Source organism: Pacificoceanicola algae (assembly GCF_049341065.1).
Lineage (GTDB): Bacteria > Pseudomonadota > Alphaproteobacteria > Rhodobacterales > Rhodobacteraceae > Pacificoceanicola.
This window is the reverse complement of the sequence record NZ_JBMPIX010000013.1, coordinates 51,326-67,353: the sequence shown is the minus strand read 5'-3', so window position 1 is coordinate 67,353 and position 16,028 is coordinate 51,326. Positions and strand designations below refer to the sequence as shown.

At 57.4% G+C, this 16,028-nt stretch carries 14 protein-coding genes; 8 read left to right on the top strand and 6 right to left on the bottom strand.

Features of this window, described 5'->3' with window-relative positions:
• Nucleotides 1-3 precede the first annotated feature (3 nt).
• From ACOYQJ_RS17320 to ACOYQJ_RS17285, 8 genes are all read left to right on the top strand, one after another.
• Nucleotides 4-1,035 carry a DUF7146 domain-containing protein gene (locus tag ACOYQJ_RS17320; RefSeq protein WP_422907274.1) on the top strand — a complete coding sequence of 344 codons (1,032 nt, stop codon included), beginning with the start codon at nucleotides 4-6 and terminating at the stop codon, nucleotides 1,033-1,035.
• A 367-nt stretch (nucleotides 1,036-1,402) separates the two neighbouring features.
• Nucleotides 1,403-2,335 (top strand): DUF2493 domain-containing protein, encoded by a 933-nt coding sequence (locus tag ACOYQJ_RS17315; RefSeq protein WP_422907273.1) that lies wholly within the window; start codon nucleotides 1,403-1,405, stop codon nucleotides 2,333-2,335.
• A gap of 84 nt (nucleotides 2,336-2,419) precedes the next feature.
• A complete protein-coding gene (locus ACOYQJ_RS17310) occupies nucleotides 2,420-2,701 on the top strand; it encodes a WGR domain-containing protein (protein ID WP_422907272.1) in 282 nt (93 codons plus the stop codon).
• Between the two features lie 106 nt (nucleotides 2,702-2,807).
• Nucleotides 2,808-5,480, top strand: coding sequence for a class I SAM-dependent DNA methyltransferase (locus ACOYQJ_RS17305; RefSeq protein ID WP_422907271.1), 2,673 nt, complete (start codon nucleotides 2,808-2,810; stop codon nucleotides 5,478-5,480).
• On the top strand, nucleotides 5,477-6,256 hold the full coding sequence (locus ACOYQJ_RS17300; protein ID WP_422907270.1) for a hypothetical protein: 780 nt from the start codon (nucleotides 5,477-5,479) through the stop codon (nucleotides 6,254-6,256). The genes ACOYQJ_RS17305 and ACOYQJ_RS17300 overlap by 4 nt, the downstream gene beginning before the upstream one ends.
• A complete protein-coding gene (locus ACOYQJ_RS17295) occupies nucleotides 6,253-7,077 on the top strand; it encodes a hypothetical protein (protein ID WP_422907269.1) in 825 nt (274 codons plus the stop codon). Before ACOYQJ_RS17300 ends, ACOYQJ_RS17295 begins: the two co-directional genes overlap by 4 nt.
• 70 nt (nucleotides 7,078-7,147) lie before the next feature.
• Complete coding sequence (locus ACOYQJ_RS17290; protein WP_422907268.1) at nucleotides 7,148-9,163, top strand: DEAD/DEAH box helicase; 2,016 nt, start codon at nucleotides 7,148-7,150, stop codon at nucleotides 9,161-9,163.
• Nucleotides 9,160-10,368, top strand: coding sequence for a GIY-YIG nuclease family protein (locus ACOYQJ_RS17285; RefSeq protein ID WP_218631362.1), 1,209 nt, complete (start codon nucleotides 9,160-9,162; stop codon nucleotides 10,366-10,368). The genes ACOYQJ_RS17290 and ACOYQJ_RS17285 overlap by 4 nt, the downstream gene beginning before the upstream one ends.
• 20 nt (nucleotides 10,369-10,388) lie before the next feature.
• Here the strand turns inward: ACOYQJ_RS17285 and ACOYQJ_RS17280 are convergent, their stop codons facing one another.
• From ACOYQJ_RS17280 to ACOYQJ_RS17255, 6 genes are all read right to left on the bottom strand, one after another.
• Nucleotides 10,389-11,639, bottom strand: a complete 1,251-nt coding sequence (locus ACOYQJ_RS17280; RefSeq protein ID WP_422907267.1) for a three-Cys-motif partner protein TcmP — start codon at nucleotides 11,637-11,639, stop codon at nucleotides 10,389-10,391.
• Nucleotides 11,640-11,646: 7 nt separating this feature from the next.
• On the bottom strand, nucleotides 11,647-12,405 hold the full coding sequence (locus tag ACOYQJ_RS17275) for a DUF5131 family protein (RefSeq protein ID WP_095590964.1): 759 nt from the start codon (nucleotides 12,403-12,405) through the stop codon (nucleotides 11,647-11,649).
• 124 nt (nucleotides 12,406-12,529) lie between these two features.
• Nucleotides 12,530-13,642, bottom strand: coding sequence for a Fic family protein (locus ACOYQJ_RS17270; RefSeq protein WP_422907266.1), 1,113 nt, complete (start codon nucleotides 13,640-13,642; stop codon nucleotides 12,530-12,532).
• 120 nt (nucleotides 13,643-13,762) lie between these two features.
• Nucleotides 13,763-14,002, bottom strand: coding sequence for a hypothetical protein (locus ACOYQJ_RS17265; protein WP_422907265.1), 240 nt, complete (start codon nucleotides 14,000-14,002; stop codon nucleotides 13,763-13,765).
• A gap of 160 nt (nucleotides 14,003-14,162) precedes the next feature.
• A complete protein-coding gene (locus ACOYQJ_RS17260; protein WP_422907264.1) occupies nucleotides 14,163-14,804 on the bottom strand; it encodes a hypothetical protein in 642 nt (213 codons plus the stop codon).
• Between the two features lie 10 nt (nucleotides 14,805-14,814).
• Nucleotides 14,815-15,501 (bottom strand): nucleotide-binding protein, encoded by a 687-nt coding sequence (locus ACOYQJ_RS17255; RefSeq protein WP_422907301.1) that lies wholly within the window; start codon nucleotides 15,499-15,501, stop codon nucleotides 14,815-14,817.
• Nucleotides 15,502-16,028 lie beyond the last annotated feature (527 nt).

The window sequence follows — 16,028 nt, the reverse complement described above, 5'->3', positions numbered from 1 at the left end:
CCCATGTATTCCGAGACCGAAGACCTCGTGCGCGATCTGGCAGAAAATGCCGAAGGCGTCTGTCGTGCCTACCTTCCCGCCGGACGGCGGGAAGGATCCTACTGGATCGTGGGTGACCTGCAAAACAATCCTGGCCGCTCGCTCTTCGTGCGGCTGACCGGGCCCGCGTCGGGGCCGGGGGCAGCGGGCAAGTTTACGGATGGGGCCACAGGCGAGCATGGCGATCTCCTGGACATCATCCGCGCCCGGACGGGGATCACGCGCTTCCCCGACCTTCTCGCCGAGGCCCGAGCGCATCTTGGCCGTCCGCAGCCGGTCGTCCCGGATAGGCAAGAGCCTAGGAATGCCAAGGTGCCCGGTGGCACTCCTGCGGCGGCGGCGCGCTTGTTTGCTGCCTCGAACCCGATCACAGGCACGCTTGCTGAGACCTACCTTCGTTCCCGAGGCATCACCCAATTCGGGGCGAACGGCGCCTTACGCTTCCACCCGAAGTGCTGGCACCGGGAAGAGGGGCAGACCCGGAGCATCCCCAGACCTGCGATAATCGCGGCGGTCACCGATGGGGCAGGGGCCGTGCAGGGCGTGCATCGCACCTGGCTGGCGCCTGACGGACAGGGGAAGGCGGCAGTGAATCCACAGCGTCGGGCTATGGGTCACCTCCTCGGCAATGCAGTCAGGCTGACCTCGCAGGATGACATCCTCGTCGTCGGCGAAGGCATCGAGACCATGCTGTCCCTGTCCGAGGCAATCCCAGGTCTGCCCGTCTGGGCGGCACTCTCTTCGGGTCACCTCGGGGCGGTCCTGTTGCCGGAGGGGCTCAAGCGCCTTTACATCGCCATCGATCGCGATCCGGCCGGGCAGCGCGCGGCAGAGAAGTTGAGCGCCAGAGCCTCCGAGGTCGGGGTGCGCGTGCGGGTGCTGGAACCGCTGCTCGGGGATTTCAACGATGATCTCCGGGCGAACCGCAAGGAAGCGCTGCGTCAGCATCTGGCAGGGCAGATCGGGCCCGAGGATCGGCAACGCCTTTTCGGCTGAGCTGCATCGCGCAAGGATCTGTCCGGGATAGCGGGGTAGGGGTCACGGATCCCTGTCTTGGCTGTGGATCGTCGCTTTGCCTCTTCCCGGGCAATCTCATCCACCCGACACCCGAGCGGCCTTCAAGAGATGGGCAGGCGGCCGTCAAAGGGGACGCCCCATCAAGGGCGGCAGGCAAGCTATTTCCGCCGCGGGGGACGAGCCCCCGCTTTGCATCGCGAAACAAATAGCTTGCCTGCCGCCCTCCTCCACATGCGTTCCGGCCCCGAAGGCGGGGTGAGGGGGCGTCCCCAGTGACAGCTCTCGCAGCCCATGAAGGCCGCGCGGGTTGTCGCGCGGATGAGACAGGCCCGGAGGCAAGAAACAGATGACGATCCACACACACGACGACGCGTATGAACCCGCCCACACCGCATCCCAGACCGCCCATGCGCTCGATGAGCTGCAGCTTTATGGCTTCCGTCCCTTTGACGAGCCCGATCCGCGCCCGATGCCCGATGGGCAGCGCCTTGCGGTCGCCGTCGCCGACATCTTCGATGCCCTCGTCGCGAGCCTTGAAGATACCCGCATGGAACCCGACCTCGAAGAGGTGCTCTGGGGCCAGGTCAACCTCTTTCACCGCGCCACGGCGAGGATCGAGCGGTCGCTCGACGAGAACGAGCAGGTGCAGCGCCGCCTTCAGCGCGAGCAGGACGGCTCGGAGGTGAAATCCACCGAACTCGAGCGCCTGACGGCCGAAGGCCTGACCCTCGTCGAACGGCGCAACTGCATGGACATGATGCGCGATCACGCCGCCACCGAGTTTGTCCATCACACGGGATCGGCCTGGCGCCCCCGCACGGGCTCGATGGTGAACCGCCAGCACATGACCGCGGCGTTCATCGACAGCCGCGATTTCCTGGCCGCCAAGCGCCGCGCGGAAACCGAGGTGATGCTCCCCGCAGGCCCCAAAGTCGCCCTCACCGGTGGAACCGACTTCAACGATCACCGCCTGATCTGGGGCAAGCTCGATCAGGTCCGGACCAAGTATCCCGACATGGTCCTTCTGCATGGTGGAAGCCCGAAGGGCGCAGAGCTCATCGCCGCCAAATGGGCCGAGGCCCGCGGCGTGACGCAGGTGGCCTTCAAGCCCGACTGGAGCAAGCACGCCAAGGCCGCGCCCTTCAAGCGCAACGACGCGATGCTGGAGGTGCTGCCCGTGGGTGTTCTGGTGTTCCCCGGCACGGGTATCCAGGAGAACCTCGCCGACAAGGCCAAGAAGCTCGGCATCCCGGTCATGAAGTTCGAGAAGGGGGCGTGAGCCCCCGACTTCAATCCGGGACAGAACATTGTGGAAACGTCGAAGAGCGCTTGATATTGTGGTCTGGAGAGAGGCGCCAACAACATGTTCGACATATCGCAGCAAATGGAAGTGTTCCCGACAGCGGTCGATCTCAAGCGGATCGACCCGTCTCTCAACATGCGGCGCTTCTATCGAATGAGCGTTCAGCCGGACCTGTTTGGCGGCGCATGCCTTGTGCGGGAATGGGGCCGTATCGGGTTTCGAGGGCAGATGCTAATCGAACGGCACCCGGACGAGGGGCATGCTGTGACCGCCCTATTGAAGCTCGCAGCGAACAAGACGCGGCGAGGGTATCGAGCGGTCGCAGAGCAGAAGATGGATTGAAAAGCGGCAAATGAGATTTCGCCAAGCGTGTATTTCACGTTTATTTTCGGTAGTTTCCGGCGGCTTCTTTGACTACGAATAGTGTAACGAATTCCGAGGCCTGTTGATGAACCCGACTGAAATTTACGATGCCCTTGCCGAGATTGCGGCCAAGCCATTTGATCCGAATGAATTCCCCTTTGCATTTGCCGAGGCGACGGACGCGGCCAAGGCAGCGATCTCGAAGCTTCGCAATGGCTCGACCAACAAGTCGGATCTTCCAGGCGGCGTTCTGTTCAACAAGAAGTTCCACTACGCGCCTGCACTAAAGGGCCTGACTGATGTAACGCTCGATCAACTGCGCGCTTCAAAGAAGACCAAGGCGTCCAAGCCCGCGATCCTGATCGCGACCGATGGCGAAACAATTGCGGCTGAGCATCCAGCTTCTGGCGACACGCTCCATTGCACTTTCAATGAGCTCGGTGATCATTTCGGCTTCTTCCTACCCGCCGCTGGCAAGGAACGCTACCGCGCGGTCGAAGAGAACCCTGTCGACGTCAAGGCAACTGGTAAACTCGCCCGCCTCTATGACGCGCTGACCAAGGCCAACCCGGACTGGGGTAGCGACGAGCGGCGGCACGAGATGAACCAGCTGATGATGCGGCTCATCTTCTGCATGTTTGCCGAAGACGTCGGCATCTTCCCGGACAACCAGTTCTCGCGCCTTTTGTTCACTCATGCGGGCGACAAGGGCGAGGAGGCGCGTGAAACCATCATCACCGCCTTCAACGCCATGAACCTGCCCAAGGACAAGCGCGGCTCCCTGCCGTCATGGACGGCAGAGCTGGAATACGTAAACGGCGGGCTGTTCGCGGGCACCATCGACGCACCGCGGTTTGACACGATCTCCTTCCGCTACCTTCGCGATGCTTGCGATCTTGATTGGCGCGAAATCAACCCTGACATCTTCGGTTCGATGATCCAGTCGGTGGCTGATCCCAAGCAGCGCTCGGAACTGGGGATGCACTACACCTCGGTGCCGAACATCATGAAGGTGATCGGGCCGCTGTTCCTTGATGATCTGGATGCCGAGATCCACAAGGCCTGGGACCGCGCAAAAGCGTTGCAGCAAGTGCTGGACCGCATGTCGCGCATTCGCGTCTTTGACCCCGCCTGTGGCTCGGGCAACTTTCTGGTCGTGTCCTACCGCGAACTCAGAGCGCGAGAGACGCGAATCCTGCAGCGGCTGGAGGAACTCAACGGCCCCGGCTCGATGCAGATGTTTTCGGCCATCCCGATCAGCAATTTCTATGGGATCGAGATTGCTGACTTTGCGGCAGAGACCGCAAAGCTCGCGCTGTTCATTGCCGAATATCAGGCCAATGCCAGCTTTGCCGAAGTCTTTGGCCGCCGCCCCGCAGCACTGCCCCTGAAAGATTCCGCGAACATTCACGTTGGGAACTCGCTTCGGGAAGACTGGGAGACGATTTGCCCACCATCTAGCGATGATCATGAGGTATTCATTGCGGGGAACCCGCCGTACTATGGCGCAAAAAAGAGAGAGGATTGGCAAACGGAGGATATGGTCTGCAACGGACTTGGTGAGTTGCTTCTTCTCGACTACGTCGCGACCTGGTTCTTCAAAGCGGCAAGATATGGGGACGGATCAAGCCCGTTTGCACTCGTTGCCACAAGCTCTATTTGCCAAGGCGAACAAGTGGCTCCTATGTGGGGGGCACTTTTTGAGTATTCGCATAGAATAAAATTTGCCTATCGGCCGTTCATGTGGCGCAATTCGGCGGCAGACAATGCGGGCGTGTGGGTTACCATTATTGGAATGCAAGCAGGTACGGCCACGGAAGCGCGTTTGTTTGATGGTGACGTTGTTACTACCGCGAAAGAGATAAGTCCTTATCTGATCCCCTTCCGATTCATTCCGATTGTAGCCTCCAACAAGCAGATCTTTGATCTGCCTGAGATGGTAATGGGCAGCAATCCTGTGGATGGCAAGCGCCTTTCCGTCTCGGTTTCGGAGCGGGAAGAAATGATCTCGGCGGATGCGCGCTCTCAGCCATTTTTGTTGCCCTACATCGGCGGGGATGAGTTGATCGAGGGAAAGCAGAGATATTGCGTCTGGGTCTCCGATGATCGATTGGCAGAGGCATTGGACGTAAAACCAATTCGAGAGCGGATAGAGGCATGTGCGAAATATAGATCAAGCGCAGGGCGCGATGCAAGGAAGGTCGCGCACGTGCCTCATCGGTTCTGTTACTCCACATTTCAAGATAGGCCCTGCATTGCAGTGCCAAACTCTCAGTCCTCGGATCGTGAGTACGTCCCCGCCACTATGCTGTCTGCTGGCAATGTATTGAGCAAGGAGGCCTTTGCAATTTACGATCAGGAGGATTACCTTTTTGCAATAATTTCTTCGTCACTACACCGGCTTTGGTTGGCCACGGTCGGCGGTCGTATTGGAAACGGATTTAGATATTCCGTTCGAGTTGTCTACAATACTTTCCCAGTGCCGAAATTCTCTGATGAGCAAAGATTGCAGCTTTCTACGTCGGCTCGCCGGATACTCAAATGCCGTTACTCGCATTTTCCGAAGACAATCTCTGAACTCTACGATCCTAAAGAAATGCCCGACGCATTGCGCGCCCTTCATCGCGAAAACGATGATCTCTTGGAGACGATGTATATCGGTCGCCCCTTCCGCAACGACACCGAGCGGCTTGAAAAGCTCTTCAAGCTCTATGCCGCCAAGGTGAAGTCGCAAGACAAGAAGGGGGCGCGGGCATGACGGGGACCTATGTACTGTTCCAGATGTGGGGACCGTTTCGCCAGTCGCTGATCGACGGGCACTTGTTCTATGTTGAACAAGCACGCAAGCGGCTTCTCACGCAGTTTGAGAACATAGAAGCTGAGGCAGACAAGGCCTCGGAAGACTGGCTCGAGAACAATAGTCACCGTTTCGATCCTGACCGAGACGATCCGGGGAGCTTCTATGAGGCGGCCGGAGAGGCCGGCATCGAGTTCTATCGCCTGCTCTCCGATATGCGTGATCAGACCCAGCTGAGTGTGGTCGCGGGCATGTTCCATGAATGGGACAAGCAGCTTCGCGATTGGCTGGTTGCCGAGGTCAGGCACTGGCACCGAGGGGATATGGCCGCCGAAAAGATCTGGAAAGCGAACTTTTCAGACCTCGCTGACCTGCTCGAAGGCCTCGGTTGGAAGATCCGCAGCACCGGGTACTTCAAGCTGTTGGATGCCTGCCGTCTGGTCGTCAACGTCTACAAGCATGGCAAAGGGACGTCGCTGGACGATCTGAAGCAAAGTTTCCCCGAATTTCTTCCTGATCCGAATGCTGGAACGCGCCTTGCGTGGTCTTCGAGCGATGTTCTGGACCATACTGATCTTAAAGTCAGCGATGCCCAGTTTCAGGCATTCTCTGATGCCATCGTGTCTTTCTGGAAGGACGTGCCCGAGAACATTTCTGAGGCTGACGTTGCTAGCGTGCCGGCTTGGTTCGAGAAAGCGATCTTGAAAGATCGTGGTCAGAAGGCGGGTGCGAAATGACCGATAAGAACGCGCCCCAAAAAACAAGCGAGGCGGCGCCCGAAGGCCCGCCTCATGATCTTGTCCACGGGAGGGGCCAGAAGCCTGCCGAAGCACCTAAAGGCAACCTCACCGCGTCTCACGAAGCAATAGATAGCGCTGATGTGGCCACGGATCAAGTTCAAACTCTGACCGATCTTAGGGTTCAGAAGCTGTTAACCGACTGCCTGAGCGACCGAAGACTGCAGCGATACGCCCCTGCGGCGGGTGATGCCGGGGTGGCGCGCGAGGACATCTACCTCTGGAACTGCGACCTGTCCGAGGCCTTCCACTTTGCTTTGCATATGGCGGAAGTGACCTGCCGGAACAGCATACATTCCGCGCTTCTCTACAAGGGCAATCGTTGGTTTGAAGACAGGACCTTCAGGGAATTATTGGATGGTCCGAGACTGAATGACCTCGACATTGCGTTGTCTGATGAGAAAGCGCAGCATCGTGCTGCATTTGACACCCATCATCTTGTTTCGGCTCTGTCTTTTGGCTTTTGGGAGCACCTCACGACCAAGCGCTTCAAGCGTTATTTGTTCCCTAAGGGATTTCAGAAGAACTTCAAGCACGCTCCTTGGAGCGCAAACCTCGAAGACTTGCACGACTTGATCGAAAGCGTGCGCCGCTGGCGCAACCGCATCGCGCACCACAATGCTATCTTCGACAAAGGCCCATCATCGAAGTACCAAGACGCGTTAAAGCTAATCGAGTGGTCCTCACCGGACCTGGAGGCATGGGTCGCAACTCGCTGCCGTGTGAACCAGATTATCAACGCGCGCCCGAAGGGAGAATGACATGGTTGAAATGGTGAACGTTACCTATGGGCGCTCCAACTCGACAACCAACAAGTTGGGCCAACGTCCGATGCAGGCCCGCGCCTATGCCGCACGAGCGGCGCAGTTCCTTTTGCTCAAAGCGCCGCCCGCAGCTGGCAAAAGCCGCGCGCTCATGTTCGTCGCTCTCGACAAGATGCTTCATCAGGGGCTGGAAAAGACGATCGTTTGCGTGCCCGAGACATCGATTGGCGGGTCATTCCGCTCGACGGATCTGACCCGCTACGGGTTTGAGGCGGACTGGGACGTCGATGATCGCTGGAACCTCTGTTTGACGGGCGAGGACGCAGACAAGCAAAAGGTCAAGGCATTTCAGGCGTTCCTGGAAAGCGATGCCAAGGTGCTGGTCTGCACCCATGCCACATTCCGCTTCGGTTTCGATGAGGTGGCAAGAACTGCGGGTATCGAGGCTTTTGACAATTGCTTCATCGCCATTGACGAATTCCACCATGTCTCTGCCTCCGACAACAACCGGCTGGGCGTGATCCTGCGCAGTCTGATTTCCCGAGCGGAATGCCATGTGATGGCAATGACCGGCAGCTATTTCCGCGGGGATGCGGATCCAGTGTTGCGGCCAGAGGATGAGGATCGGTTCACCAAGATCACCTACAGCTACTACGAGCAGCTGGAAGGCTACGAATTTCTCAAGGCACTCGGGATCAACTACGAATTCTACAAGGGCAATTACGTCAACGGATTGCCAGGGGTGCTGAACCCTGACCAAAAGACGATCATCCACATTCCTCATCGGGGGTCGTCCGAGGCATTCGACGACAAATACAACGAAGTCGGAAAGATTCTCGACCTCTTGGGTGTCCATGAAGGTCGCGATCCTGAGACCGGATTTGATCTGGTCCGCAGGCCAGATGGGCAGATTCTGAAAATCGCCGATCTGGTTGATGACGGACCAGGCCGGGACATCGTTAAATCTGCGCTTTCGCGAGAGATCAAAGGCGCTGATGGTCGTCGAGACGATACGGCGGACCGCGAGAAGGTCGACATCATAATTGCGCTTGGTATGGCGAAAGAAGGGTTCGACTGGGTCTGGTGTGAACATGCCCTGACGATCGGCTACCGGTCATCGCTTACAGAAATCGTGCAGATTATCGGGAGAGCCACTCGCGATGCGCCGGGTAAGCCGCGTGCGCTCTTCACCAACCTGGTTGCCGAGCCGGGTGTGGAAACCGGCGTTGTGACGGACGCGGTCAACGACATGCTGAAGGCCATTTCTGGTTCTCTGCTTATGGAGCAGGTGTTGGCACCCAACTTCAAATTCTATCGGCGCGAGGATGGCGACGTGCGTGCCCCGGTCGGGACTGACGCCGAAGGCAACGTTACAATCGGTATCAAGGGACTGATTGAGCCACCCACTGATCGAGCTCGGGAAATCTGCGAGAAGGACATGCACGACTTGATGGCTACCGCCTACCAGGAAATGGATAGACGGGTCCTTTCTCCCGACACGGCGCCTGAGGTTGCCACGCAAATGGTTCTGACGGACATCATCGAGCGCAGATACGAAACTCTGGATTCAGAAGAGGCCGAGTCTGTTCGGCAACACCTTGCGGCGCATATGAACGTGCTAACTTTGGCGCGGCGAGAAGCTGAGCGTGGCTTCGCTGAAGGGCAGTCACCTTTGACCGGCAGCCCCGGCAAGGCGGACGCTTCTGACGACGATGGTGATGAAGCCGGAGACAGCGCCCCCAATACGCTGCTGCAGATGGTTAAGAAATTCATCAACGTCCGCGACATCGATGTTGAGCTCATCGATAGCGTGAACACCTTTCGTGAACGGTTCGAGGTCGCATCGAAGTCTTTGAACTCGGAGCTCTTGGCACATGTCCAATCGGCGATGGTTGCATTGCGGGTCAATATGACCGGCGACGAGGCTCGAACACTTTGGCCGAGGATCAAGGCGTTCCGGGCCAGTGAAGGACGTGAGCCGAACGTTCATTCTGCCGATCCCCTGGAGAAGCGGATGGCAGAGGCACTGGCCTGGCTGAAAGCTGAGAAGGCGAAGCGGCTGCGCGAGGGCGCGATGCAATGACGCGGCCGAGCTTGGATGACATATTTGCGGAAGACGATGAATTCGGCCTGTTGGACGTTAGGCTGCGCGGCAGCCGCGCCACTGTAGTTTCCGACCAAGGGGCTGGCGCGCTGAGAGAAGTCTCAGCGTTCTTTGAGAAACACGGGCGCGTTCCCGATCCTGATGCGGTGGACCATGACGAGATGCGGCTCGGTTCGATCTGGGCATCGATCAAGTCTGCGCCGACAGACCAGATGCGGCTGGAGGACCGGTTTGGACTCTTGGACGACGAGACAGCGCAGGCATTGAAATCATGGCGAGATGAGCCGCTAGTTTCTGACGTGCCTGACAGCCTAGATGATATTTTCGACGATGAAGAGCTTTCCGTCGATGCGTCTCTGATCGATTTGAAACATACGACGCCTGCCGCAGAGCGACACTTGCCCGATCATCGGGCGGAATTTGTTCCCTGTCGCGATTTCGACCAGTTCGCAGAGCGTTTTGAAGCGGTGCAGCAGGCTTTGGAAGCGGGCGACCGCCAAGCACTGCCCGTAAAGAAATGGTCCGTGATTGAGCCCATAGAAGGCGACTTCTTCATCCGCAACGGCCTTCTCGCGATGATCGCTGAGAAATCCGAGATGTCCGCGCGAGGGGGCTCTCGTGACCACAGACTTCGGGTCATCTTTTCCAACGGCATGGAGAGTGATCCTCTTATGTCTTCGTTCCGCAAGTCGCTCAACGACGATAAGACGGCCAGAATGGTTCAGAAGGTCGGGCTTGGTCCCCTCGATCCGGACTGGGAATCTGATCAACTCGAATTGTCTGGGACAATTTACGTCGCTCGGTCGCGCTCGGATGATCCGTCGATCAGAACTCAGCGAATGATCCTGCACAAGATCGGTGTCACCAGTCAGGATGTTTCGCGCCGGGTTGCAGATGCTCGCAACGATCCAACTTTTTTGCTAGCACCAGTGGACATCGTCGCGACCTACGAGCTTCAAAACCTGTCCCGCCGCAAAGTTGAGAACCTTCTCCACCGCTTTTTCGCGACGGCCAGGCCGGCAGAGCTCTTTGTGACGGACCGCTTCGGGAAGAAGGTCTTTCCAAAGGAATGGTTTTACGTTTTGCCGGACCATGTCGGCCGTGCGGCGAAACTGATTGAAGAGGGGCGCCTTCATTTGTTCGAGTACGACGTTCAATCCCAAGAAATCGTTGCGAAGGTTTGACCAGGAAAAGGCGCGGCGGGCTACCAGCGCGACGGAAAAAATAATGTTGGTTGGCTAGGTCTGATAAGTCGATCTTTGATAGAAATACGCGTTCCTGCCCTTTTCGGCGTTCCGTTGGCCGATAAAACCTCTAATTCACGCGCTTGTGCCAATTCGGATAGTACCTGAAAAATGTCGTCGTTGGTGCCCGCTGTTCGATTGCCAATCTCATCCAACAGGCGTGCGACGTCCAACTGCCCATTTTCCATCATTTGGTGGACTTCGGCTGGCAGGGCGTTCACGAGCTCCGTACTCAATTTGGTTCGATCGATCTCTGAAAAGTTGAAGAGCGAGTCGCAACTTTCGATCAACCGCGTGTCATACCCCAAAGAAAATAAGCTGCCAGAACCAATGTGGGTGAAGCTGTTCTGTTCCTGCCAGTGCACGCTAAGCATCTTGTCGCGGGCAGCTTGGTGTTGCGATAGGTGTGCAAGCATCATCCATCGGTTATCCGTGCGCGACCACAGCATGAATGGCGTGAAAAACTTGGCTCCGCTTTTTGCATGAATGTGTGCCATGAGCGCACGCTGTGTAAGGGCGCGGCCCATATTCTCATCTTTTCGCTGTCTCCAATCAGCGATGAAGCGGGAATCGATGCCAAATTGTTGGTATAGAGGAAGCTCTGCCGAAGCGTCCTGTAGGTAGTTCAAGAGGCTATCTATGGCGAAATTGAGGACGACCTCTGCTCTATCAAGGGCAGTGAAGATCGTCTGTATCGCTGACATTGGCACGTCGGAGTAGCCAAACTGATCCAAAAAGAAAATGGATCGGCCTTTGCGCTGAGTCTGCGTGATCTCAGCCATGATTGTCGGCAAGTGTTCTACAAACTTTCCTTCTAATACAGAGATCTGCGGGTCGTTCTCTTTGTACCCTCTCCCGCGCAGCTCCCTCTTCAGGGCGGCCACATGCTCGCGTTCGTCATCCACAAAGATAAAGCGTGCATTGATTTCCAGAGGCTTTGCGCGACCTTCGTTCAGTCTTACGGTCGCCTCTTCAACAGCATTGAGGAGAACAAGCGGGCTCCCGGCTCGTGTGTCGTTTCCATCGGAATATGCGCCGCCTCCACTGAATCCATCCACGAGAGTAATATTCAAACGATCTTGTGCTGGGTTGCGAACCACTGTGTCGAAATAGACATCAAGATAGTTCTTGAGGACATCGAGCTTACGCTTGGTATGTTCCTCAATTCGCGGGAGATTGCCATCAGGTCCCCAGATGAAGTTCGTCGCCATCGCGTTCCTAACTCGTCAGCTCTGCCATTATTTCTTTGGGAACAATCTGCCATGGAAAGCCGTTCCACTCAGCTCCCTCTAGAAGCCGTCCGCCAGACTTTGGACGGGCTCCCCCCCACTGCTTGAAAAAGAATGCAACGTCGTATTTTTCACATGCAAGGCGTAATTCTGTTGCCCATGACGGTTCCATCGGCCTCGCCTTTGGTCCACTTTCCCCCCCGACGATTGCCCAGGCTATGCCACTCAGATCCACGTTCCCGATCCTGCCAAGCAATGGCTCAAACGAAATAAATCGCGCTTCTGAGTTGATTTGGCGCAGGTGTTCGATTCGGCTCTTGTGTGCGCTGTCCTCGACGGACACGCCGAGCCAAATGTGCGAAGGGACTTTTTCTCCAGAGTACCTCTTCTTCACGTAGTTTCGCATCAGCGAAGAGCGTTTGGTGAGAACCTGATACACATGCCAATTGGCCCTCTCCATCGCGTCAAAAACGGCGTCGATGTGACTGATCGGAATATCCTTGTGAAATAGATCGCTCATTGAATTGACAAAAATCATACGCGGCTTCTTCCAACGAGCCGGTTGGTCAAGTCGTGACGGCCAGAGACGCAGATCAAATCCTTGTTCGTAAGGATGCCCTTCTATACCACGCCACCGTTCCGCAAATCGTTCCGCATAGCAGTTGTCGCAGCCCGGACCGATTTTTGTACAGCCGGTAACGGGATTCCACGTCGCGTCTGTCCACTCGATTTCAGATTTTTGTGCCATCCTGCTCAATCCTTTTTGACGGCCACTCTACGCTGGTTGGCACAAAGAGGGAACATCCAATCTGGGCACTGCGCGTCATGCCGTATGTGGCAATAGTTAACATCTCGGGCTTTCTACCAACCATTCACGCTCTCCCATCTAGGTTCAGCCAGTACCTCGTATGGCGTCGATCTCCAGTTCGGCTGAGCGCACCTTTCTCGACCAGATCCTGCAGATCGCGGGTTGCGGTTGCGCGTGAAGTTCCTGTGATCTTGAGATAGTTGTCGGCGCTGAGGCCGCCTTTGAAACCGCCAGGGCCTTCCCGAAACATTCGAGCGATGGCCTTGGCCTGGCGTTCGTTCAAGTGGTCTCTGTGACGATCGTAGAAGTGTGCCTTGCTGATGAAGAAGCCGACGCGGTCGAGTGTGACCTGTTGGGCTTTCAAGACAACTTCCGCGAACCAGACGAGCCAATCGGTCACGTCGAGCGTTTTTTGATGCTGCTCGAGCTGGTCGTAGTATGCCTTGCGCTCCTTCTCGATGGTGAAGGCGAGCGAGATGAGGGTCGGCTGGCCAATGTTCTGCGCCAGCGACTTTTCAGCGAGGGCGCGACCCAGGCGGCCGTTGCCGTCTTCGAATGGGTGGATGCTCTCGAAATAGAGGTGGCTTAGCCCTGCGCGCGTCAGCGCTGGAAGCGGCTCTGCTCCCCCCGGCCCGGTCTTGTTGAACCAATCCGCGTATCGCTCCATCTCAGGCATGACCCGCTCCGAGGGCGGCGCTTCGAAATGGATCGTCGGCCGGTCAAGGCGGCCGGAAACGATTTGCATCGCCTCGGCATGTTGTCGGTAGGCCCCGATGATTTCCAACCGACGGTCATGGGACAGTAGCATCCGATGCCAGCGGTACAGTGTCTCATGGGTCAGCGGCTCTGCAAAATTGGAATAGACGTCGACCATCATTTCCGCGACGCCCTGTTCGCGCGGTTTGGCAGGGTAGCTGTCCGGATCGAGGCCCAGATGGCGGCGCAGCGAAGACTGGACACTGAGCCGGTCGAGGATTTCACCCTCGATGGCGCTCGTCTGCATCGCTTCCTCGCTGAGAAGTTCGATGCGGAGTTGCTCGCGCTCCGGCTGGCTGACATGATGGACCGCGCCGAGGATTTCTCCGGACGACAGCAGAAACTTCTGCTCGAACGCCTCCAGAGCGGAGGCGTCATACCGGAAATCCGGCCAATCGGGCAGCGTCCAGTTCCAAGCCATGAGTTATAGACATCCTTTCTATAACTCATATCTAGATCACCTCTGAGGCATAGAAGTCAACTCTATCGCTCAAAGGACCTGCGGGATGGTATGACCCACAAACCGACGCGAGGCCTTGAGCTAGGCCTTTTCAAGGTGCGTCAGATCTTGCTGACGCGGTCTGGGGGTCTTCGGATCGACAGGGTTTTGTTCCGGCGCTTGAATGAATGGTTCATAGAGAACGTCCGCCATGGCGCCGTCGAACCAGGCAGGCTGCACGTCACCATTGTTCCATTGGTAAAGGTAGCCAACCAGATTTTCAGATGTCTTGCAGAGGATGCGCATGATCGGTTCGCCAGTCAGGCGGGGCTTCGTATTCATAATGCGTTCCTCCTAAATGGACCTCGTAACTCGTCACCACTGAGGTCTGAAATTCCTGTTAGCTGGTGTTAGGACTAGGTTTCTGCAACTGCAAGATGAACTGTTCTATGTGGGCAGAAATCCACCGGTGAAATGCAAGTTGTCTTTTCAGATAGGTATCTTACGGCGCGTTCGGTTCATGCGGCGATGCAGCACGAATGGCAATTTCTTCAAGGATCGCATCGATCTCGCCCCATATGCGTGGTTCCACCTGGCCGCGGATCAGAGCCCATTTACTCAAGACGTCGAGGGGGTCGTGGTCCCGTAGGAGGACACCCAGGCTGGCCGCATCTACTGCCAGAGATGTACGGGCCTGCCACTGCGTGTTTCGAGTGCGTCGCTCCTCCGCGACTGGGGCGAAGACCGGCGACAGTTGCCAGCCTTTGACTGCACGGCGCAGGGCGGCACGCACCACATGTGCTGGCTCAACACCACAAGTCTCCAGCGCTGCTTCCTGTCGTTCGAGTGCGTTGACCCTGATGTCGATCTTCCGGGTCGGGTTCAAAGCTCGCGCCGATACGGGAGCTCTCAGGCTGGTATGCAGGGCAGAGCTTTCCGCGGTGACTTGGTGCGGCGCCATGGCACCTTCCGGCGTACGCTCTGACTCGTGCCGATCAGCGTCAACGTCAGCGGCTGGGGTGCCTGTATTTGTTGCTGTGACCTGTGCCTCATCTTCCTTCCCGGGAATCTCGCGGTCACCCTGTCGCAGGGTGGCGGCATAGGCTGGGTCGGGCCTAGTGATGGTCGGGATCTTCTTGCGCAATCGACTGTCCTCACGCAGCAAGAATGTTGTTGAGGATGTCCGTCGCCTCCTCGAGCGCCTCGACGACATGACGTACATGTGGACGCATCAGAGGGTTTGGATCAGATTGCTTTTCCAGCGCCAAGGCGTGGAGAAGCCCCTTCTGGTCCATCTCCTTGTAAGTGTTTCGTCGCATCATGACGGTCTCAATCACCGGAAAACGGGTGAGCGCTTCTTCAATCAGGGCGGCGTCAGCACGGGTTGTTTTCGGGTCGACCATGTTGAGGACGACGTGGTGGCGCGGAAGGCTGGAGGGGTCGTCAACACGGGATTTCAGCTTCTCAAACCAATCAGCCGTCTGCGCGCCGACATCGAAATCAGACGTCGACAGCATGACGGGCGTCACAATGTGGTCCGCAAGCACCGCAATGCCGTCTGACCATTCGGCACCGACCCCTGCGGTATCGATGAAGATGAAGTCTGCTGTGCCTGCCATGTAGACCTGATCGATCTGATCCTCGACACCCGCCACGCTTTCGACGGTGGCCGAGCAGAGAAGCGGCGAACTCAACCCACCGGCTTGCGCCCGAGCATGCCAGGCCCCGAGTACTCTCGTGCTGTCCGTGTCGATCAACATCACTCTGCGTCCGGCGGCGATCGCGGCGCTGATCAAGGCGCGCGAAAGCGTCGTTTTTCCACTGCCCCCTTTCCGGGCCATCGCTGCGATCACCACAAGATTTTCGTTCGGCATTCTGATCCTCCGCAAAAATAGTGAATCGCAACAATAATGCTAAAGTGGCGCTAAACGCATGAGGCGGAGGGGTCAAGCAGAAGTCGGGATGCGACCCGCGTTTGGCATGCAGCGGGCGGCGTTGTGCGATGACCCTGCGACGTCTGCCGTGGCGCCTTCAGCATTCGTCGCGAGGCACCACACACCCTCCAAATGTCGGGATGCACTTGGCGATGTGCTGCGGACGGAATGCAGTTGACGGATAGCGCGCTCCAGACGACGGGAGGCAGTCTCGCGTATGGCGTTCTGCGGGTGACGCGAGACGGTTAGCACGTGGCAAAACCCGTCTTGCAGGGTGCAAGAGACGGGGCGCAAAAGACGCGATGCGCAATGCAGAGACCGCATCGCGTGGTGCAATGAGCGCAAAGCGCGATCCATTTGACAAAGGACGGAAAATCGCCCCTGTAGGGCGATTTTCTACATTGAGTACAAGCCCTTATGGCCGACTCCACTTG